Here is an 18325-nt window from a genome sequence, read left to right on the forward strand (position 1 = left end):
GGCGCTGGAATGCGTGGGTCGCCAGATGTGAGATTTTCTCCCGACGTCATTCCTTCATGGCATGCATCATTGCCGCCGCGGCGGCTTCCGGGTCGGCTGCGTTGACGATGGCGCGCACCACGGCAATCGATCCAACGCCGGTTGCCAGAATCTGCGGGAACTGCTCCAGTCCGATGCCGCCAATCGCTACTTGAGGGTAGTTGCGCATCAACCTGGCATAGCGCTCGAGCCGCGCGACGCCCTGCGGCACGGTCGCCATCTTCTTGAGGGTGGTCGGGAACACGGCGCCCATGGCGATGTAGCTGGGCGCCACGGCATCGGCCCGCACCATCTCGGCGTAGCCGTGCGTGCTCACGCCGAGGCGCACGCCGGAGTCGCGCAACGTGCTGATCTCCGTAGCGGAAAGCGCGTCGAGGTCTTCCTGGCCCAGGTGCACGCCATATGCGCCGGCGGCAATGGCGATGCGCCAATGGTCGTTGATGTAGAGATGGGCGCCGGTGCCGCGAACGGCATCGACGGCGGCTCGTACCTCGGCATCGATGGCCGCTGTGTCTTGCGACTTGAAGCGCAACTGCACCGTGGGAACCCCCGCGCGCGCCATGCGAGCGACCCATTGGGCGTCGGGCAGCACGGCATACAGGCCCAGGGCCTGGGGGCAGGCGGCGAATGGCCTGGCGTGCGGCAGAGGCTGAAGGCCGAAGTCCTCCGGCTCGACGGGCCAGAGCGCGGCGTCGAAATGTCCCATGCGCAGCGTCTGCGCCTGCCAGGCCTTGGCAATGCAGTCGGCATCGTGCGCGATGAAGCCGAGCTGGGCGCAGGCCTGCAGCGCGGCGCGATGGACGGGATCACTATCACTATCGCTGGCGGCGGGCGTGGGCTGGGCGGGGAAATCGGCGAACGCGCCGGCGTGCCGCTCCAGGATCGCCAGTTTCATCGAGGCCTCGGAAGCGGTGGAGCTCTCAACCATTGTCGTGGTGCCAGAAAGGTGTGCCGAGCACGGGCGTGCTGGGCTCGGCCGATTCCTGCGGCGTCATCGCGCCCGCGGCGCGCGCGGCGCGGCCCGCGCTGACGGCGTCGGCGAAGGCTCCGGCCATCGCGACCGGGTCGGTGGCGAGGGCCACGGCGGTGTTCAGCAGCACGCCGTCATAGCCCCATTCCATGACCTGGCAGGCGTGCGAGGGCAGGCCCAGCCCCGCATCGACCAGCATGGGCACATCAAGGCGCTCGCGCAGCATCTGCAGCGCATAGGGGTTGATGGGGCCGCGCCCCGTGCCGATGGGCGCGGCCCAGGGCATGATGGCCTGGCAGCCGACGTCCACCAGGCGCTGGCATACGACCAGATCCTCGGTGCAGTAGGGCAGCACCCAGAAACCGTCGCGCACCAGTTGCTCGGCGGCCTGCACGAGGTTGAGCGTGTCGGGCTGCAGCGTGTAGTCGTCGCCGATGAGCTCCAGCTTGATCCATTGGGTGCCGAACACCTCGCGCGCCATGTGCGCCGTGGTGATGGCTTCCTGCAGGCTGTGGCAGCCCGCTGTGTTGGGCAGCACCGGCACGTCCAGGCTGCGCAGCAGTTCCCAGAAGCTGCTGCCGGTCTCGGCTGCGTTGCTGCCCTGGCGGCGCAGTGACGCGGTCACCATGCCGGGCCTGGCGCGAGCGACGGCGGCCTGCAGCACGGCGGGCGAGGGGTAGCGCGCCGTGCCCAGCAGCAGGCGGCTTTGCAGGGTCTGTCCATAGAGCACGAACGGATCGTCGTTGCTGGCCTGGTCTGCGAAGGGTGTGGTGTTCGACATGATGGGTTCAACCTTGTTGTGTCAGCCGTCCCGAAGACGCTCAACCGCCGGTGACGGGAGAGATGATTTCGATGGCGTCGCCAGACGCCAGCAGGTGCTGCGCGTAGCGCGTATTGGGCACGAACTGCATGTTCACGGCGACGGCGAACGGCGGCTTGGCCTGCACCTGCGCCACGGCGTCGGCGACGGTGGCGTTGTCGGGCAGGATGATGTCTTGCTGGTTTACGGTCACGTTCATGGCAAAGAGGCAGTGGCTCCATCCAACTGCACGGAAAGATCGAAGCGGGGTGCGAGCGTGGATTGTCCGCTCTCCAGCAGTTCCATGACCACGTCCAGCAGGGCGGGGGCGATCATGAAGCCGTGGCGGTACAGGCCGTTCACCTCCAGCACGTTCCCGGCCACGCTGCGGACGGCGGGCAGATTGTCGGGCAAGGTGGGGCGGCACTGCGTGGCAATCTCGAGAATGCGCGCTTCGGCAAAGCCCGAATGCACGGCATAGGCGGCGGACAGCAGTTCAAGAGTCGAGCGCACGCTTGGCGGGGACATGTCCTCGGATTCGATTTCCGTCGCGCCGATCACGAATACATGGTTTTCCTTTGGCGCCATGTAGATCGGATAGCGCGGATGCAGCAGGCGCGTCGGGCGCTCGAGCGTGACTTCGGGCGCGTGCAGCCGCACCACTTCGCCGCGCACGCCGCGCAGCGTGTTCCAGCGAGGCTTGGCGCCAAGGCCGCGGCAGTCCAGCACAAGATCGGGCTGGCCCACGCTGCCGGGGGTGAAGTCGTCGGTGGACCTGGGTGTGTTCCAGTGCACTTTCACGCCGAGCTCCCGCATGGCGGTTTCGAGCGCCGAGAGCAGCTGGCGGTTGTCGAGCTGGCCTTCGCCCGGCAGATACATGCCGTGCGCGAAGCGCGAGGCGACGGAGGGCTCCAGCGCATCGACCTGCGGCCCGTTCAAGGCCTGCAGCGCGGGGAGTTCGGGAACGGCCTTCTGCGTTTGCTGCAGCTTGTGCTGGAAGCGGCTGGCTTCGCCCGCGTCGAGTCTGTGCCAGAGAACCAGCGTGCCGTTCTGCTGAAAGAAGACCGGCTGCGATAGCCGGCCGATCAGTTCCTGCCAGCGCGGCAGCGCGTAGTGGCCCATGCGCACCACGCCGGGCTCGGTGACGGCGGATTCGGCCAGCGGCGCCAGCATGGCGGCGGCGATGCGGGCTGCCGCGCCCTGCGCGTCGGGGCCTTGCGCCTCGAAAACCTCGACAGCATGGCCCTTGCGAGCCAGTTCGACGGCCAGCAGCCGGCCCATCAGGCCCGCGCCAAGAATCGTGATCGTGGATTTATTCTGCAGAGGAAGCATGTGTCCAATTCCAGCTCAAGAGACGACAAAAGGACAAAACACGCCGGTGCCGCAATGCAGAAACTCCCCACGCCAGCATGATCTGGATCGGGTAGCGGGGCCAGGCGGCCCCAGGGTGTGATCTCAGCCGCATGCTGACATATCGCGCATGCGGCACCCCTGTTTCGTCCGAAGGGCCATTACAACACAATGACGGGTCGCAAAACGTTGAACTGGTTCATGTCCCTCGCGTTATATCGGTTGCCCATAGCGATTTCGTGCGTTGAAGAACGGGCTCGGGAATCAACGATAATTTTTGCATGAGCAACGAACAACAGACGCCCCAGGGGCCGCGCCGATATGCCCGGGTTCTCTCCATCGCGGGCTCGGACAGCGGAGGCGGCGCCGGCATCCAGGCCGATCTCAAGACATTCAGCGCGATGGGCTGCTACGGCATGACGGCGATCACCGCCATCACGGCGCAGAACACGCAGGGCGTGCGCGGCATCCATGGCATTCCACCGCAGATGCTCGGGGAGCAGATCGATGCGGTGGTGGAGGACATCGGCGTGGATGCCGTGAAGATCGGCATGCTGCATTCGCCCGAGGTGGTGCATGTGGTGGCCGAGGCGATTGTCCGTCACCGGCTGCCGCGGGTGGTGCTCGATCCGGTGATGGTGGCCACCAGCGGCGACCGGCTGATCGCCAGTGAAACCGAATCCGCGCTCGTCAATGAACTTTTTCCGCTGGCCGATGTGGTGACGCCGAACCTCGACGAAGCGGGCTGGCTGCTGGGCCGCGAGATCGCGGGCGAGGCGGACCTCGACGAGGCAGCCGATGCCTTGCTGGACATGGGCGCGCGTGCCGTCCTGCTCAAGGGCGGGCATCTGCCGGGAGACTGGGTGGTGGATGTGCTGGCGCTCGCCAGGGGGGAGCATCATCGCCTGGGCTCGCAGCGCATCGTCACGCACAACGGGCATGGCACGGGCTGCACGCTGTCGTCGGCCATCGCCTCGCAGCTTGCGCTGGGCGAGCCGCTGATCGAGGCGGTGACCAAGGCCCGCGCCTACATCCTGGGTGCGATCGCTGCGGGCGCGCAGGTGCGCACGGGCCATGGCCACGGCCCCCTCAATCATGGTTATGCGCCGGTGGCGCAGGTGGTCATCGGCTGAAGCGCGGGGCTCACCAGCCCCAGGTCAGGTTCCTGGCAACCCAGCCCCGGCGTCCGCTCTCGGTCTGCACCTGGGCCCATGTGCCCGAGTTCTTGAGCGTGCGCACGATCTCGTTGCGCTCCAGCTTGCCGACGATTCTTGCCTTGGTGGAGGGAGCGGCGCGCAGGTTGGCCGCGCGCGCCGTCACGATGCGATGCGGAGTCTTGTTGGTGAGCGGCGCGTAAACCCAGCCCAGCGATGCTTCGTAGTCGCGCACCTTGAGCCACTGTCCCTTGCGTTGCTCGACCTGCAGCGGGTAGCCTGAGCCGAGTTCCCACAAGGTCGCGGAGCGGGTGTTGGCCTGTTCACGGATGTTGACCGTGCTGCCCTTGACGCTGACGAACTCGCGGGCCTGGGCCCAGCCTGACGCCAGCATGCTGGCCGCGACGACGCACGTTGCGATCGAACGCGCCGACAGGAAACGGGGAGTGATGCGGGATGTGGCTGTACGTAGCACTGGGGGAATTCTCCTTTTCATGAATCTCCACAAAATGTGGAGGAACTGAGGAAGGGAGGGCATGCGCCGGCCAAAGTTCCCGCTAATTTCCGCAAGCCGGGGATATCGTGCGCCACATCCGTATTTCATCCCGGAGCGCGTCCCGTCCGGTCATGTCCGATTCGCGCAAAGCAGCCTGGAAGCCACGAAGCAGGCTGCCAGCGTGGGCAGCGCCGAGCCGAGCGCCGGAGCCGCCAGGGGAAGCAGGTGGTAGCAGGCAATGCCGGCGATCCAGATCGCGACCGGCGCCGCATGTATGCCGCGCGCCTGCGAGAGCAACTGCACCACGCCCTCCCCAAGCCCGGCCAGCCGTCCCAGGATCACGCCGAACAGCGGCACGAATACCGAGCTCAGGAGCAGCAAAAAGGGCTCGAGGCTGTGCATCGGCAGCAGCAGCGCCAGCAGCGTGCAGACCACGGAGATCACCAGGCCCCAGCGGCGCACGCTCAGGCGCGGCAGCAGGCTGTGGGTGGAAACCGCGCCTGAATAGGCATCGCCGTATGCGTTGTCCACCTCGTCGATCAGGATCAGCGACAGCGCGATCAGTCCGCCCTGTGCCAGCAGCAGCGCGGTGACCAGATCCGCGCTTGGGAGCACCAGAGCCACCAGCACGCCCAGTGAATAGCACCAGATGTTGGCGATGGCGTAGCCGATCCACGTGCCGCGCAGCGCGCCCTTGCCGCTGACGCCGTGGCGTGCATAGTCGGCCACCAGGGGCAGCCAGGAGATCGGCATGGCGATCACCAGGTCGAGCGCGGGCATCACGCCCATGCCGCCTTCGCCGGGGCGCTCCCAGATCGCCTGGAAGCCGGCATGGGAGGCCACGGCCAGGAACTGCCATGTCAGCCACAGCAGCGACAGCACGACCAGCGGCAGCGCGACGCGCGCGATCACCTTGCGCACCAGTTGCACCATGGAGCCGCTGATCAGCGCCACCACCACGCCGCCCCAGACCAGAGTGGCAACCATGGGCCACCAGGCCTGCGACATGGCGCCCGACTGGCGGCCGATCGCCACCGTCGCATCGCGCATGACCACCAGCTCGAAGGTGCCCCAGCCGATGAGCTGCACGATGTTCAGCACGATGGGCAGGCTCGCGAACTTGCGGCCATAGACGGTGTGCATGAGGCCGGCGCTGGCCAGTCCGCTCTCGCAGGCGATCTTGGCGACCCAGCCGAGCAGGCCCGCTCCGATGAACGAACCCAGAACGATGGCCAGCAGCGCCTGCGGCATGCTGAGCGCGGGAATGAGGAACGCGCCGACCTGCATGACCAGCAGGCCGACGCCCAGGCTGAACCACAGCGAGGCGTGGTCATGCCAGCGGAAGGCGCGGCGGTCCGCCGGCAGCGGCGCCAGGGCTTCGTTGGCGATGGGGGACGAGGTGGCTTGCATGCGCGCTCCGGATGGGTTCTTGATGAAACAGGCGCGCGGGAGCCGAAAGGAGCAGGCCGGGCAGGGCATGCGGTGGTCGGCTCCGGAATTCGCGGCTTCCCTGCGCGAGGATTAACTCACAGGTTCAAAGGGACTCTCTCAGCCGCGCGCCGCTTGAATCGGCCGCAACACCCCTGGCGAAGCTGCGCAGTATAGCCATTCACAGCCGCTTGCGCTGGCTCGATCAGCCATTGGATGCGGATCGGGCGCAAGCCCGGAAGTCATTGCCGTGGGGAAAAAGTGCGAGCGCTGGCGGCCAGGCTCAGGTGTGTTCGACGCCCAGGCGCTCGTGCAGCTTGCTGCTGGTGGTCGTGTATTGCAGCGCGACGGCTGCGCCGCTCAGGTATTCCGCTGCCGCGAAGGCGGCGAGCGTCGCCTCATGGAAGCCGCAAAGTATCAGCTTGCGCTTGCCGGGGTAGGTGTTGATGTCGCCGACGGCGTAGATGCCGGGAACGCTGGTGGCGAAGCTCGCGGTATCGACCACGAGCTGCTTGCGCTCGATCGCCAGGCCCCAGTCGGCCACCGGGCCCAGGCGCGGCGAAATGCCCAGATAGACCAGCAGCAGGTCCAGCGGCTCGGATTGCTCCTGGCCCTGGGCATCGAGGACGCGCAATGCGTTCAGGCGGCCTGATGGGTCGGTCTCGATGCCGGTGATCTGGGCCGCCACCACGCGAATGCGGCCCGCATCGCGCAGTTGCTGGAGCCGCTGCAGATCGGCGGCGTCGGCCTGGAACACGTCGCGGCGATGCAGCAGCGTCACGCTGCGCGCGATGTCCGTGGCCTCGATGGCGGCGCGTACCGCCTCTTCGTCGCCGCCATGCACGATCACGTTCCTGCCCGCTGCCGCCTGTGGCGTGGCAGGGTGGTAGAGCACCTGAGACCCGGCCAGCGCCTCGATGCCGTCCACCTTCACGGTGCGCGGCACGAAGGCGCCGACGCCCGCCGCGATGAACACGCTGCGCGCCAGCAACTGTGTGCCGGCGGTGGTGGCGAGCAGGAAGCGGCCGTCGGCCTGCGGCTGCAGGGCGGATACCTGCTGGCCCAGATGCGTGGCGGGTGCGAAGGGCGCGATCTGCCGCGCGAGCAGATCAACCAGTTCGCGCCCGGTGCACACGGGTGTGCCGGGGATGTCGTAGATCGGCTTGTCCGGGTAGAGCTGCGCGCATTGGCCGCCCAGATACGGCAGCGCATCCACGAGATGCGCCGGGATGCCTTGCAGGCCGAGCTGAAATACCTGGAACAGCCCGACCGGGCCCGCGCCGATGACCACGGCGTCCGCGGCGATGGGGCTGGATGTGGCGGCGCTGGATGCGGGATCGGCCATGTGTTGCGGGCTTGCCGGCGGGGGGAGCGGCTTACTTCTCGAGGTACTGGAGCTTGTCCGTCTTGCCGTTCCAGTCGTCGGCGTCGGGCAGGGCTTCCTTGCGCTTGGTGATGCTCTTGAACGAGGGCGTCAGGTCGGCGTTGATCTTGATGAAGCCCAGCTGATCCGCGGGAAGGTCTTCTTCCGCGAAGATGGCGTTGGCGGGGCATTCCGGAATGCAGACCGCGCAGTCGATGCATTCATCGGGATCGATCACGAGGAAGTTGGGGCCTTCGCGGAAGCAGTCAACGGGGCAAACATCCACGCAATCGGTGTATTTGCACTTGATGCAGTTTTCGGTGACGACGTGAGTCATGTGGAATCTGTTCTTTTATTTGGGGAATTCCCTGATTCTAGGCGCTATGGCGGCAAGAGTGGAGCGCACCCCTTGCCTTGATGCGGTAACTCGGGAAATTTCTCCCGAGTTGAACCGCTTCATCGACAGACTCAGGCGCGGACCAGGACGGCGCCTGCGGTCTTGTGGCTTGCGGTATCCACCAGAATCATGGAGCCGAGGACCCGGGCCTGGTTGAAGGCGGCGACGGGCGCGGGCTCCTGCAGCAGCAGTTCCACATGGCCGATGGCGTTGGGTTCGAGCCTGTCGGCATTTTCCTCGGCCAGCGTGTTGATGTTCAGGCGGTGCACCACGCGGCGTGCCTTGACCTTGATCCAACGATGGCCGTGCTGGGCCAGATACACGCGTCCGGCGACCAGCGGCTCGTCGTCCATCCATGCCACCGTCGCCTGCAGCTCGCGCTGGCCTTCCCATGCGGGCCGGGAGGCCGGGGCGTCGCCCCAGTCGTCGCCGGCCACGGCGTCAGGGTTTTCCACGCAAGCGACGATCCAGTCGCCGCGCGAGACGTCGACCTCTCGATCGAGCACGATGCCCGCGCTCCGGCCGGCGGCCACTTCGCCGGGCTGGCGGACGTGGTCGAGCACCTGCGCGATGGTGGCTGTCTGGTTGCTCGGCAGCAGGGTGACCTGCAGTCCCGGCCTGACCTCGCCCACCGCCACGCGGCCCCAGAAGACGCGGCGGCCCTGGGTGGTGTCGGATGACGAGGAGAACTTCTCCACCCACTGCACCGGAAAGGCCAGGGGCAGCTCGCGGTCGGCGGGCGTCGCTGGCAGCGTGTGCAGCACCTGCAGCAGGCTCGGGCCCTCGTAGCCCGCCCAGTCCGCCTTGGCGTCCACCACGTTGTAGCCCTTGAGCGCGGATACCGGCACGGTGGCGCGCACGGTGATACCCGCGGCTTGCGCGAACGCGGCCAGCTGGTTGCGGATGTGCGCGAATGCCTGGGCCGGGTCCTGCACGGCGTCGAGCTTGTTCACGGCGAAGACCAGCGAGGGCACGCGCAGCAGATTCACCAGCAGCGCATGGCGGCGGGTTTGCGCCAGCAGGTCGAGCTGCGGGTTCTGCCAGTCGAGCTTGGTGGCGTCGACCAGCACGATGGCGGCATCGGCGCTGGATGCCGCGGTCACCATGTTGCGGGTGTATTGCTCGTGGCCGGGCGTGTCGCCGATGATGAACTTGCGCTGTTCCGTCGAGAAATAGCGGTACGCGACGTCGATGGTGATGCCTTGTTCGCGCTCGGCGGAGAGGCCGTCCGTGAGCAGCGCGAGATCGGTCTCGCCGCTCTTGGTGATGCCGGCGAACTGGTCCTGGAGCACGGCGCGGGTGTCCACGAGGAGCCGGCCGATCAGGGTTGATTTGCCGTCGTCGACGCTGCCGCAGGTGATGAAGCGCAGGGCTGATTCATGGGGCTGGTGCGCCGCCGCATCCGAGTGCTGCGGGCGTTCAATCGTTTCGGTGCTCATCAGAAATATCCGTCCTTCTTGCGCTTTTCCATGGAGGCTTCGCTGGTCTTGTCGTCCATGCGGGTTGCGCCTCGCTCGCTCACTTCGGCTGCCAGTGTCTCGATCACGATGTCGCCCGCGGTGGCCGCCGTGCTCTCCACCGGGCAGGTGCAGGTGATGTCGCCCACGGTGCGAAAGCGCACGTCGCGGGTTTGCACCTGCTCGCCGTCGCGTGGCGGGGTGAGTTCCGTCACGGGCACGAGCAGGCCCTTGCGCTCGACCACCTGACGCTGATGCGTGTAGTAGATCGAGGGCAGCGCGATCCGTTCCCGGTCGATGTATTGCCACACGTCCAGCTCGGTCCAGTTGCTGATCGGGAAGACGCGGAAATGTTCGCCGGGAGCCAGCCGCGTGTTGAACAGCGTCCAGAGTTCGGGACGCTGCGCCTTGGGCTGCCATTGGCCGAAGCTGTCTCGGTGCGAGAAGATGCGCTCCTTGGCGCGCGCCTTTTCCTCGTCGCGGCGGGCGCCGCCGATCAGCGCGTCGAAGCGGAATTCCTCGATCGCCTCCAGCAGCGTGACCGACTGGTGCACGTTGCGCGATTCGCCGGGGTGCGCCAGGCGCACGGTGCCGCGCGCCATGGAATCCTCCACGCTGCGCACGATCAGTTTCGCGCCCAGCTCGCTGGCGCGCAGATCGCGGAATTCGGTCACTTCGGGGAAGTTGTGGCCGGTGTCGATCATCAGCAGCGGGTAGGGCAGGCGGCCCGCGCCGAACGCCTTTTCGGCGCAGCGCAGCATGACCAGCGAATCCTTGCCGCCCGAGAAAAGCAGGGCGGGGCGTTCAAATGCGGCAGCCACTTCGCGCAGGATGAAGATGGTCTCTTCCTCCAGCGCATCGAGATGGCGGTTGCTCAACTGCGAGAGCAGCGCGGGTTCCGTACGGGCATTCATCGGATGCTTCTTTCTTTTCTATGGCTCAGGCCGCTTCGCGAAAGTGCGGCAGGGGCTGGTTCACGTCGCCCTGGTAGAAGGCATGATAGCGATCGAACTGGCGCTGGGCGTCGGAGGCGTCCACGCCCTCGCGCAGGACGGCGACGTCGAATCCGCAGCGCGCCATCTGCACGAGCTGGTCGATCAGCACATCGCCGGTGGCGCGGATTTCGCCCGTGAACTTGCGGCGCAGGCGCAGCAGGCGCGCCTGGCTGAACGCGCGGCCATCGGTGAATTTGGGAAAGTGCAGGTCGATGCGCGTCACGCCGCTGAGGTCCAGCGCGAGCGGATCGGCATCGTTGGGCAGCTCGATGGCGCCGGAGCCGGGCAATTGGTGTTCGTTGGCGGCAAGGATTTTCATGATCTCGTTTCCGAATCCGTGGGTATGGCTGTGTCTCAGGCCGCGGCGGCGTGGGCGTTGTGGCGCACGGCATTGGCGGCGGCCTTGAACGGCTCGATGCCGACGCGGCGCACGGTGTCGATGAAGTTCTCGTGCTTCTGGCCGTGCGCGGCCCTGGCGGTGTCATGGGGCAGGGCTTCGCGCAGGCAGCGGTAGGTGGCCAGCAGCGCCTCGATCACGGCGGGCACTTCGGACGCGCTGAACGAAGGGCCGATGATCTTGCCCGGGGTGGAGGGGCCGGAGAGGTCCGTGCCGTCCGCGCCGCCCAGCGTGATCTGGTACCACTCCTTGCCGTCCTTGTCCACGCCCAGGATGCCGATGTGGCCGCTGTGGTGGTGGCCGCAGGAGTTGATGCAGCCGCTCATGTGCAGGTCGATCTCGCCGAGGTCCCACAATTCGTCCAGGTCCTGGTAGCGCTCGGTGATGGCCTCGGCGATGGGCAGGCTGCGCGCGTTGGCAAGCGAGCAGAAATCGCCGCCCGGGCAGGCGATCATGTCGGTCAGCAGTCCGATGTTGGCCTTGGCCAGCCCGAGCGCCTTCGCGGCCTTGTACAGCTCGGGAAGCTGGTCGCGGCGCACCCAGGGCAGCATCAGGTTCTGCTCGTGCGTCACGCGCAGTTCGCCGTGCGAGAACCTGTCGGCCAGGTCGGCGGCGGCGTCCATCTGATCGGCGGTCGCGTCGCCGGGCGCATAGCCCAGGCGCTTGAACGACAGCACCACGGCGCGCAACTGCGGCAGGCGGTGTGGCAGCACGTTGCTGTGCAGCCAGCGGCCGAAGTCGCTGTTCTCGGCGCTGGCGGTGCGCAGCAGCGCCAGTGTCTCGGCCTCGGCGTCCGAGGGCGTGAGGTCGAGCTCGGGTTCCTTGAAGTTGGCCGCCACGCGGTCGTACTCGGCCTGCGTGATGGTGTGCGGGCCGCCTTCGTCCTCCACGATGGCGCGGTACTCCGCGTTGACCTGGTCGATGTAGTTCTGGCCTTCGCTCTTCACCAGGATCTTGATGCGCGCCTTCCACAGGTTGTCACGGCGGCCATAGCGGTTGTAGACGCGGATCACCGCCTCCAGGTAATTCATCACCTGATCCCAGGGCAGGAATTCGCGCAGCACCGGGCTGATCAGCGGCGTGCGGCCCATGCCGCCGCCCGCGCGGACCTGGAAGCCCAGCTCGCCGGCATCATTCTTGAGCAGTTGCAGGCCCACGTCGTACCAGCCGAGCGCTGCGCGGTCTTCCCTGGCCCCGTTGAGCGATACCTTGAACTTGCGCGGCAGAAAGGAGAACTCAGGGTGCAGCGTGCTCCATTGGCGCAGGATTTCCGCGAACGGGCGGGGATCGGCGATCTCGTCTTCCGCGATGCCCGCCAGCGCGTCGCTGGTGATGTTGCGGATGCAGTTGCCGCTGGTCTGGATGCCGTGCAACTGCACCGACGCGAGCAGCTCCATCACGTCGGCGCTCTTGTTCAGCGGAACCCAGTTGTATTGCACGTTGGTGCGGGTGGTGAAGTGGCCGTAGCCATACTTCAACCGCGTGCCGATGCGGCGGCCGTCGGCCAGCGGGATGTCGCCCAGTTTTTCCTGCGTCGCCTGCGCGTCGGCCAGCAGTTGGGGATCGGGCTGGTCGAATTCGCGGGCCACGCGCGCCAGCACGCGCAACTGCCTGCTGGAGAGCTCGCCGTAGGGCACGGCCACGCGCAGCATGGGCGCGTAGCGCTGTATATACCAGCCATTTTGCAGGCGCAGCGGCTTGAACTCGTCGTCCGTGAGCTTGCCAGCCTGGAAGCGCTCCAGTTGATCGCGGTATTGCTCGGCGCGAAGGCGGATGAACTGTTTGTCGAATTCGGTGTGTTGATACATGGCGGTTGCTTGTGCTCGTGGTGCGCTGACTCACGGCTCCGTGATGACCATGGTCAGCAAGTACGTGACTTTAGGACCGCCTCTTAATATTTCAAACGAATATTTATTCACGCATATATGCATAAAAATGCATAAGAGATATAAGTATCTGCCTGGGGGGCTTGATGAAGAACGCGGCCGCGCGGAGCCTGCCGCAGGGGATGCCGCGCGGGCAATGGCGGGCTGCGCATGGACCGCCCGTGAATGGCGGGCCGGGCAGGCCGGGCTTTTTCAGGCGTCCGGATCGTGGTGCCGCGACTGCTCCATCCGCTCGCTGCCGAGATGCTGGGCGATCGCGGCTTCGGTGGGCAGGGGTTCGTGGTGCAGGCGGGCGGCCAGCAGCTCGGCGCACAGGGCCGACAGCGTGAGCCCGCGCGAGCCCATGGCCGTGCATACCCAGAGGCCGGGCAGTGCCTGATGATCGACCGGGCCGACGATGGGCAGCCGGTCATGGGATGCGCAGCGCACAGCGCCCCAGGTCCGCACGGCCGGGGCATCGGCGGCGCCGTCGCCCTGTTCCCCCATGATGCCTTGGGCTGCCCGCATGCGCGCTTGCTCGAAACCGGTCTCCAGGCTCGCGGCCAGCGCGGGCGCCAGGGCGCCGAGTTTCTTGAAATTGCTGGCATGGGCCGTGGCGACGTCCGCCGGACCCGGGGGCAGTTCGGTGATGTTCCGCTCGAAGGTCGAGCCGATCACCCAGCCCGGTTCCGGCTCCGGGCCGCTGCCGATGGGAAAGCGTGGAACGAGGTTGCCGTGACCATTCACCGGCTCGCGCGGCCAGGGTGTCGTGGGCGGGCTCTGCCTGCTGTATCCCCAACTGATCTGGCCTCTGAGCGCCTGGAACTGCCAGCGGTTTTCCAGCAGCGCCTGGCTGTCGAAGCCCGCGGTGACGATCACCATGTCGGCCTGGGCGAGCATCGCTCCGTTGCCGTCGAGCGCCTGCCAGGCGGTTTGTCGTGCGGGCCCGTCGGCCGCGCCGCGCACCAGTCGGGCGACCCTGGCATCGGGCATCACCCGAATGTGGCCATGCGAGAGTTGATGGCGCACCAGGCTGGGCGGCTTCACCCAGCCGGCCCGTGGATGCCAGCAGGCGATGGCATCGAGGGGAACGCCGTTGCGCGCGCGCTGCTCCGCGGTGGCCGGCTGGCTCCAGTCGGCGCCGGGGTGCGCTGGCTGCCGCCATGCATCGGGAATGCCGGGCGTGCCATCCACGCGGTGCTCCAGCACGCCGCAGCCGCTCCATTCGGCATCGCGCGGCATGCCTTGCAGCACCTGCATGGTCGATCGCACGCCCGCGCGCGACAGGCGCGAGAGCAGGCTGTCGTCGGGTGAGACGTGGGGTGCGAACACCCCGGCGGGCAATCCCGATGCACCCGCCGCGGGCCCTTTGGCATCCACCACCGTGACCTGCCAGCCGCGCCGCGCCAGGCTGGCCGCGCAGGCGCTGCCGGCAAGGCCCGCGCCGATCACCAGGCAGGTGCCCGGCTCGCCGATGGACACGTCGGGCACTGCTTCCCGCACCGGGCGGGGTTCCCACTTGGGGTTGAAAACCGCGTGTAGCACGCCGTGATCCGCCGGGGAATCCGTCCCTGAAGCTGTCTCGAAGCCGCATTGCGCCAGGTCTTCGCGCACTGCTTGCTCACCGTGGCGCGATGCAAGTCGCGTGCCACGGCGGCAGCAACGGGCAACGGCCTTCAGCATGTAGGTGCTCCAGAGTTCGGGATGGGCCCGTGGTCCGGGGCCGCTGAGATAGATGCTGTCGGCCCGCGGCGTCTGCTGGCGGAGCATGGCTTGCGCATCGCCGATATAGAGAGTGAGCAGCACGCGGCCCTCATCGAACGCCAGGCGGTGGACGCCGGGCAGCAGTCCCCAGCATTGCCCGGACAGCTCCCGGGCCAGCGGGAGCAGTTCCTGCGGCGCGGCGCGCAGTAGATCCTCTCCGCTCACGGGCCGGGATTCGCACGAGATGAAATGCAGCATGCGCGGGCGCTGCGGATCATCGCGCCATGCCTTCCAGGTGGCCAGGAAATTCAGGCCCTGGCCGAACCCGGTTTCGAGAATGCGCCACTGCGGCTGGCCCGCCCACGCCTGCGGCAGGCCGCAGCCGCGCAGAAAGACCTCTGGCGATGAATCGAGATTACTTTGATCACCGTCATGGGTCTTGGGGCTGGAAGGCGTTCCGTCGGGAAGCCGGGCTAGAGGCTCGGTCATGAAGGTTTATCGGGGCTGAAAAGCAAAACGGCGACTGTACGCCGCCGCTGGTGGAAGAGCCGTGATCAATCCGCATCACTTGATCGCGGACAAATATCGGCTTTCAGTGAATCACTCGCTCGGCGGCACATATCCCGCGGCCGCCTCCGCGCCGCCGCCGAAGAAATGATTCTCCATCTGGCGAGCCAGGTACTGGCGCGCGCGCGCATCCGCGAGATTCAGGCGGTTTTCGTTCACCAGCATGGTCTGGTGCTTGAGCCAGTCGGCCCACGCCTGCTTGCTCACACTCTCGTAAATACGCTTGCCCAGCTCGCCCGGATAGGGCGGGAAATCAAGGCCTTCGGCATCCTGGCCGAGCTTGATGCAGTGGACGGTACGTGCCATGGGGTCACCCTTCATTAGATGTTTTTCAAATATAGAACTGAAATCTTAGTTGTTCCAGTTTTGATCGATCACTTCCAGAATTCATGGCATCGGCGCCGGAATCAATGCGTCGCCGAAGTTTTTCAAGCTCCTACAGACCAGAAAGCACACCATGAAGAAAGATCGCCGTCACTTTATCAAGTTTCCAGCCGCACTCGGCCTTTTTGGGGTCTTGGCCCTGACGGGAATGCCGTCGTTTGGCGCCGATCCGGTCAGTTTCCTGAATGTCTCCTACGACCCGACGCGTGAGTTGTACGTGGAATACAACCAGGCGTTCGCCAGGCACTGGAAGGCCACCACTGGCCAGGAAGTGCAGCTCAAGCAGTCCCACGGCGGCTCGGGCAAGCAGGCGCGCTCCATCCTGGACGGGATCGACGCGGACGTGGCGACGCTGGCGCTGGGTGGCGATATCGATGCGCTCGTCAAGGCGGGTCTGGTGAAGGCCGACTGGCAGCAGCGCCTGCCGCACAACTCGGCGCCCTACACGTCCACGATCGTCTTCCTGGTGAAGAAGGGCAATCCCAAGGGCATCAAGGACTGGGATGACCTGGTCAAGCCCGGCGTCGGCGTGATCACGCCCAACCCCAAGACCTCGGGCGGCGCACGCTGGAACTATCTGGCCGCGTGGGAATTCGCCAAGCGCAAGTACGGCTCGGATGACAAGGCGCGGGAATTCGTCGGCAAGCTCTACCAGAACGTGCCGGTGCTCGACACCGGCGCGCGCGGCTCGACCATCACCTTCGTGCAGCGCGGCGTGGGCGACGTGCTGCTGGCCTGGGAGAACGAGGCATTTCTCGCGCTCAAGGAATTCGGCACGGAAAAGTTCGAGATCGTCGCGCCTTCACTGTCGATCCTGGCGGAGCCCTCCGTTGCCGTGGTCGATAAAGTCGTGGACAGGAAGGGCACCCGCGCGATCGCCGACGGCTACCTGAAATACCTGTACTCAGACGAAGGCCAGGACATCGCGGGCCGGAACTTCTACCGTCCCACCAGCGAGAAGGCCAAGGCCAAGTTCGACAAGCAGTTCCCCCAACTCACGCTGGTGACCATCGACCAGGCCTTTGGCGGATGGGCCAAGGCCGACAAGGCGCACTTCGCCGACGGCGGAAGCTTCGATCAGATCTATACGAAGAAGCTGCACTGAGCCATGGCGGCGCTTCAATGAACAAGAGGTTTTTCATCATGTCGCATTCCAGCCAAACCATTCAGCGCAGGCTGCTCCAAGTCACCGCCGTCGCCTGGGGGCTGCTCGCGCCGGCAGCGGCAATCCGTCGCAGCGGGCCCGTGCAGTTCACGCAGGCGCTCGGCTTCACGATCTCGTACTGACCCCCATCACAAAGCCTGTTAGCGCCACTTCAAGGAGTAGATGCCATGTCGATCAAAGCAGTGAATGTCCGCAATCAATTCCGGGGCCGGATCGCCCGGATCGTCCGTGGAGACGTGCTCTCCGAGATCGACGTGCAGACGCCGTCCGGCACGGTGACCTCGGTGGTCACCACGCGTTCCGTCGATGAACTGGGGCTCGCCCCCGGATCGGAGGTGGTGGCGCTGGTGAAAGCCACCGACGTATCGCTCGCCAAGCTCTAAGCGCATGCCTTCAGCCCCGGCCGGGCCAGCAACCACAGCAACATGAACTTTCAGCAACTACGCTCCGTGCGCGAAACCATACGGCGCGGATTCAACCTTACCGATGTAGCCGCCATGCTGCATACGTCCCAGCCAGGCGTCAGCCGCCAGATCCGCGAGCTGGAGGAGGAGCTTGGCGTCGAACTCTTCGTGCGCGCCGGCAAGCGCCTGACAGGACTCACGCAGCCCGGGCAGGTGCTGCTGCCCATCGTCGAGCGGCTGCTGCTCGAGGCGGAAAACCTCAAGCGCGCGGGCGAGGATTTCGGGCGCAGCCAGAGCGGCGCGCTGGTGGTGGCCGCCACCCATTCGCAGGCGCGCTATGCGCTGCCGCAGGTCGTTCGGGATTTTCGCGGAGTGTGCCCGGACGTGTCGCTGCATCTGCGGCAGGGCTCGCCCGACCAGGTCGCGCAGATGCTGCTTCTGGGCGAGGCGGATATCGGCGTGGCGACCGAGGCGCTCGCGGGCTACGACCAGTTGGTCACGCTGCCGTGCTACCGCTGGACGCATTCCATCATCGTGCCGCCAGACCATCCGCTGCTGCAGGTGGAGGATGGCGCCATCACGCTGGAGCAGCTCATGCGTCATCCCATCGTCACGTACGAGTCGGGATACACGGGCCGCGCCCATATCGATGCAGCCTTCGCCCGCGCGGGCCTCACGCCCGACGTGGTGCTCACGGCCATGGATGCCGACGTCATCAAAACCTATGTGGAGCTGGGCATGGGCGTGGGCATCGTTGCATCGATCGCCTTCGACCCCGACCGCGACAGGCATCTGTTCGCGCTCGACGCGCGCCATCTCTTCGAGGTGAACCTCACGCGGCTGGGGCTGCGGCGCGGCACCTGGCTGCGCAGCTACGCGTACAGCTTCATCGAAACATTTGTTCCAACCCTTACGCGCGACGTGGTCCAGGACGCCCTGAATTCCGAATTCGTCGAGTGCGACTATGTGATTTGAAAAAGAAAGAAAAGGGCCCCCGCGCTTCCCCGCTGCCGCGCAGGCCCTGCGCACGGACGTCTTCGCTCTGACGCCTTCGCATCACGGCTGAGCCTGCAATGTGAGGCAGGCGCAAATTTTCAATGGTTTGCATTTACCCCCTCCTATGGCGGGATAGGCCTCTGCGCGCATCGATTTCATCAAGGCATCCAGGTGTGCTCTGCAACAAGAATGACCGGCTGATTTATTCACGTCGGAATTTCAAGCTGAGGCATCAAGAGAATGGTATGTAAACGCGAGGGATTGCATGTGAATATGTGCAAGAGAGCGCGTGGAGAGCGGCGGATGCGCCGCATCTGCAGATGAATCGTAGAAACAGGCGGGGCAGGCAAGGGCCCGCAAGTTCGGAGGGAGCGGGTTATGGAGAAGAAGAACAA

At 66.1% G+C, this 18325-nt stretch carries 19 protein-coding genes; 5 read left to right on the top strand and 14 right to left on the bottom strand.

Annotation, left to right across the window (positions count from 1 at the left end; translation table 11 throughout):
• Window positions 1-46: 46 nt before the first annotated feature.
• Genes thiE through thiO form a run of 4 tightly spaced genes read right to left on the bottom strand, consistent with a single transcriptional unit; the run spans window position 47 to window position 3140 of the window.
• Window positions 47-967, bottom strand: a complete 921-nt coding sequence (thiE, locus tag ABWP92_RS05510) for a thiamine phosphate synthase (RefSeq protein ID WP_353234359.1) — start codon at window positions 965-967, stop codon at window positions 47-49.
• Window positions 960-1790 (bottom strand): thiazole synthase, encoded by an 831-nt coding sequence (locus ABWP92_RS05515; protein WP_353234360.1) that lies wholly within the window; start codon window positions 1788-1790, stop codon window positions 960-962. Before ABWP92_RS05515 ends, thiE begins: the two co-directional genes overlap by 8 nt.
• Window positions 1791-1830: 40 nt before the next feature.
• Complete coding sequence (gene thiS / locus ABWP92_RS05520) at window positions 1831-2028, bottom strand: sulfur carrier protein ThiS (protein ID WP_353234361.1); 198 nt, start codon at window positions 2026-2028, stop codon at window positions 1831-1833.
• Window positions 2025-3140 carry a glycine oxidase ThiO gene (thiO, locus tag ABWP92_RS05525; protein WP_353234362.1) on the bottom strand — a complete coding sequence of 372 codons (1116 nt, stop codon included), beginning with the start codon at window positions 3138-3140 and terminating at the stop codon, window positions 2025-2027. The genes thiS and thiO overlap by 4 nt, the downstream gene beginning before the upstream one ends.
• Before the next feature lie 299 nt (window positions 3141-3439).
• On the opposite strand from thiO, the gene thiD reads away from it, so the two are divergent.
• Window positions 3440-4291 (top strand): bifunctional hydroxymethylpyrimidine kinase/phosphomethylpyrimidine kinase, encoded by an 852-nt coding sequence (gene thiD / locus ABWP92_RS05530; RefSeq protein ID WP_353234363.1) that lies wholly within the window; start codon window positions 3440-3442, stop codon window positions 4289-4291.
• A gap of 10 nt (window positions 4292-4301) precedes the next feature.
• Here the strand turns inward: thiD and ABWP92_RS05535 are convergent, their stop codons facing one another.
• The 10 genes from ABWP92_RS05535 to ABWP92_RS05580 all read right to left on the bottom strand — a co-directional run bounded on the left by ABWP92_RS05535 (window position 4302) and on the right by ABWP92_RS05580 (window position 15287).
• The gene (locus tag ABWP92_RS05535) at window positions 4302-4706 is read right to left on the bottom strand and encodes an SH3 domain-containing protein (RefSeq protein ID WP_353234377.1); all 405 of its coding nucleotides are present in this window, start codon (window positions 4704-4706) and stop codon (window positions 4302-4304) included.
• A 231-nt stretch (window positions 4707-4937) separates the two neighbouring features.
• Window positions 4938-6218 (bottom strand): purine-cytosine permease family protein, encoded by a 1281-nt coding sequence (locus tag ABWP92_RS05540; protein WP_353234364.1) that lies wholly within the window; start codon window positions 6216-6218, stop codon window positions 4938-4940.
• Window positions 6219-6519: 301 nt separating this feature from the next.
• Window positions 6520-7581, bottom strand: a complete 1062-nt coding sequence (locus tag ABWP92_RS05545; RefSeq protein WP_353234365.1) for an NAD(P)/FAD-dependent oxidoreductase — start codon at window positions 7579-7581, stop codon at window positions 6520-6522.
• 31 nt (window positions 7582-7612) lie between these two features.
• Window positions 7613-7936 carry a ferredoxin FdxA gene (fdxA, locus tag ABWP92_RS05550; protein ID WP_353234366.1) on the bottom strand — a complete coding sequence of 108 codons (324 nt, stop codon included), beginning with the start codon at window positions 7934-7936 and terminating at the stop codon, window positions 7613-7615.
• Between the two features lie 131 nt (window positions 7937-8067).
• Window positions 8068-9435, bottom strand: coding sequence for a sulfate adenylyltransferase subunit 1 (locus tag ABWP92_RS05555; RefSeq protein WP_353234367.1), 1368 nt, complete (start codon window positions 9433-9435; stop codon window positions 8068-8070).
• Complete coding sequence (cysD, locus tag ABWP92_RS05560; protein WP_353234368.1) at window positions 9435-10367, bottom strand: sulfate adenylyltransferase subunit CysD; 933 nt, start codon at window positions 10365-10367, stop codon at window positions 9435-9437. Before cysD ends, ABWP92_RS05555 begins: the two co-directional genes overlap by 1 nt.
• Before the next feature lie 25 nt (window positions 10368-10392).
• Entirely contained in the window at window positions 10393-10767 is a 375-nt protein-coding gene (locus ABWP92_RS05565; protein WP_353234369.1) for a DUF934 domain-containing protein, read from the bottom strand.
• A 35-nt stretch (window positions 10768-10802) separates the two neighbouring features.
• The gene (locus ABWP92_RS05570; RefSeq protein WP_353234370.1) at window positions 10803-12653 is read right to left on the bottom strand and encodes a nitrite/sulfite reductase; all 1851 of its coding nucleotides are present in this window, start codon (window positions 12651-12653) and stop codon (window positions 10803-10805) included.
• Window positions 12654-12923: 270 nt separating this feature from the next.
• Window positions 12924-14903, bottom strand: coding sequence for an FAD-dependent 5-carboxymethylaminomethyl-2-thiouridine(34) oxidoreductase MnmC1 (gene mnmC1 / locus ABWP92_RS05575; protein WP_353234371.1), 1980 nt, complete (start codon window positions 14901-14903; stop codon window positions 12924-12926).
• A 111-nt stretch (window positions 14904-15014) separates the two neighbouring features.
• Complete coding sequence (locus ABWP92_RS05580) at window positions 15015-15287, bottom strand: oxidative damage protection protein (protein WP_353234372.1); 273 nt, start codon at window positions 15285-15287, stop codon at window positions 15015-15017.
• Between the two features lie 151 nt (window positions 15288-15438).
• Between ABWP92_RS05580 and ABWP92_RS05585 the strand changes: the two genes are divergently transcribed.
• From ABWP92_RS05585 to ABWP92_RS05600, 4 genes are read left to right on the top strand one after another with little or no spacing between them, the layout of a single operon-like run.
• On the top strand, window positions 15439-16470 hold the full coding sequence (locus ABWP92_RS05585) for a sulfate ABC transporter substrate-binding protein (protein ID WP_353234373.1): 1032 nt from the start codon (window positions 15439-15441) through the stop codon (window positions 16468-16470).
• Between the two features lie 38 nt (window positions 16471-16508).
• A complete protein-coding gene (locus tag ABWP92_RS05590; protein WP_353234374.1) occupies window positions 16509-16652 on the top strand; it encodes a hypothetical protein in 144 nt (47 codons plus the stop codon).
• Window positions 16653-16697: 45 nt separating this feature from the next.
• Entirely contained in the window at window positions 16698-16913 is a 216-nt protein-coding gene (locus ABWP92_RS05595; RefSeq protein WP_353234375.1) for a TOBE domain-containing protein, read from the top strand.
• 42 nt (window positions 16914-16955) lie between these two features.
• The gene (locus ABWP92_RS05600; RefSeq protein ID WP_353234376.1) at window positions 16956-17909 is read left to right on the top strand and encodes a CysB family HTH-type transcriptional regulator; all 954 of its coding nucleotides are present in this window, start codon (window positions 16956-16958) and stop codon (window positions 17907-17909) included.
• Window positions 17910-18325: the final 416 nt, after the last annotated feature.

The sequence above is a fragment of the Diaphorobacter ruginosibacter genome (assembly GCF_040396215.1).
GTDB lineage: Bacteria > Pseudomonadota > Gammaproteobacteria > Burkholderiales > Burkholderiaceae_C > Diaphorobacter_A > Diaphorobacter_A ruginosibacter_A.

Coding starts and splice junctions, on each gene's coding strand:
- cysD (WP_353234368.1), bottom strand. CDS start 10,367: ATGAATGCCCGTACGGAACCCGCGCTGCTCTCGCAGTTGAGCAACCGC.
- mnmC1 (WP_353234371.1), bottom strand. CDS start 14,903: ATGACCGAGCCTCTAGCCCGGCTTCCCGACGGAACGCCTTCCAGCCCC.
- ABWP92_RS05570 (WP_353234370.1), bottom strand. CDS start 12,653: ATGTATCAACACACCGAATTCGACAAACAGTTCATCCGCCTTCGCGCC.
- ABWP92_RS05580 (WP_353234372.1), bottom strand. CDS start 15,287: ATGGCACGTACCGTCCACTGCATCAAGCTCGGCCAGGATGCCGAAGGC.
- ABWP92_RS05555 (WP_353234367.1), bottom strand. CDS start 9,435: ATGAGCACCGAAACGATTGAACGCCCGCAGCACTCGGATGCGGCGGCG.
- ABWP92_RS05595 (WP_353234375.1), top strand. CDS start 16,698: ATGTCGATCAAAGCAGTGAATGTCCGCAATCAATTCCGGGGCCGGATC.
- ABWP92_RS05600 (WP_353234376.1), top strand. CDS start 16,956: ATGAACTTTCAGCAACTACGCTCCGTGCGCGAAACCATACGGCGCGGA.
- fdxA (WP_353234366.1), bottom strand. CDS start 7,936: ATGACTCACGTCGTCACCGAAAACTGCATCAAGTGCAAATACACCGAT.
- ABWP92_RS05585 (WP_353234373.1), top strand. CDS start 15,439: ATGAAGAAAGATCGCCGTCACTTTATCAAGTTTCCAGCCGCACTCGGC.
- thiD (WP_353234363.1), top strand. CDS start 3,440: ATGAGCAACGAACAACAGACGCCCCAGGGGCCGCGCCGATATGCCCGG.
- ABWP92_RS05540 (WP_353234364.1), bottom strand. CDS start 6,218: ATGCAAGCCACCTCGTCCCCCATCGCCAACGAAGCCCTGGCGCCGCTG.
- ABWP92_RS05590 (WP_353234374.1), top strand. CDS start 16,509: ATGTCGCATTCCAGCCAAACCATTCAGCGCAGGCTGCTCCAAGTCACC.
- ABWP92_RS05545 (WP_353234365.1), bottom strand. CDS start 7,581: ATGGCCGATCCCGCATCCAGCGCCGCCACATCCAGCCCCATCGCCGCG.
- thiS (WP_353234361.1), bottom strand. CDS start 2,028: ATGAACGTGACCGTAAACCAGCAAGACATCATCCTGCCCGACAACGCC.
- ABWP92_RS05565 (WP_353234369.1), bottom strand. CDS start 10,767: ATGAAAATCCTTGCCGCCAACGAACACCAATTGCCCGGCTCCGGCGCC.
- ABWP92_RS05535 (WP_353234377.1), bottom strand. CDS start 4,706: ATGCTGGCGTCAGGCTGGGCCCAGGCCCGCGAGTTCGTCAGCGTCAAG.
- thiO (WP_353234362.1), bottom strand. CDS start 3,140: ATGCTTCCTCTGCAGAATAAATCCACGATCACGATTCTTGGCGCGGGC.
- thiE (WP_353234359.1), bottom strand. CDS start 967: ATGGTTGAGAGCTCCACCGCTTCCGAGGCCTCGATGAAACTGGCGATC.
- ABWP92_RS05515 (WP_353234360.1), bottom strand. CDS start 1,790: ATGTCGAACACCACACCCTTCGCAGACCAGGCCAGCAACGACGATCCG.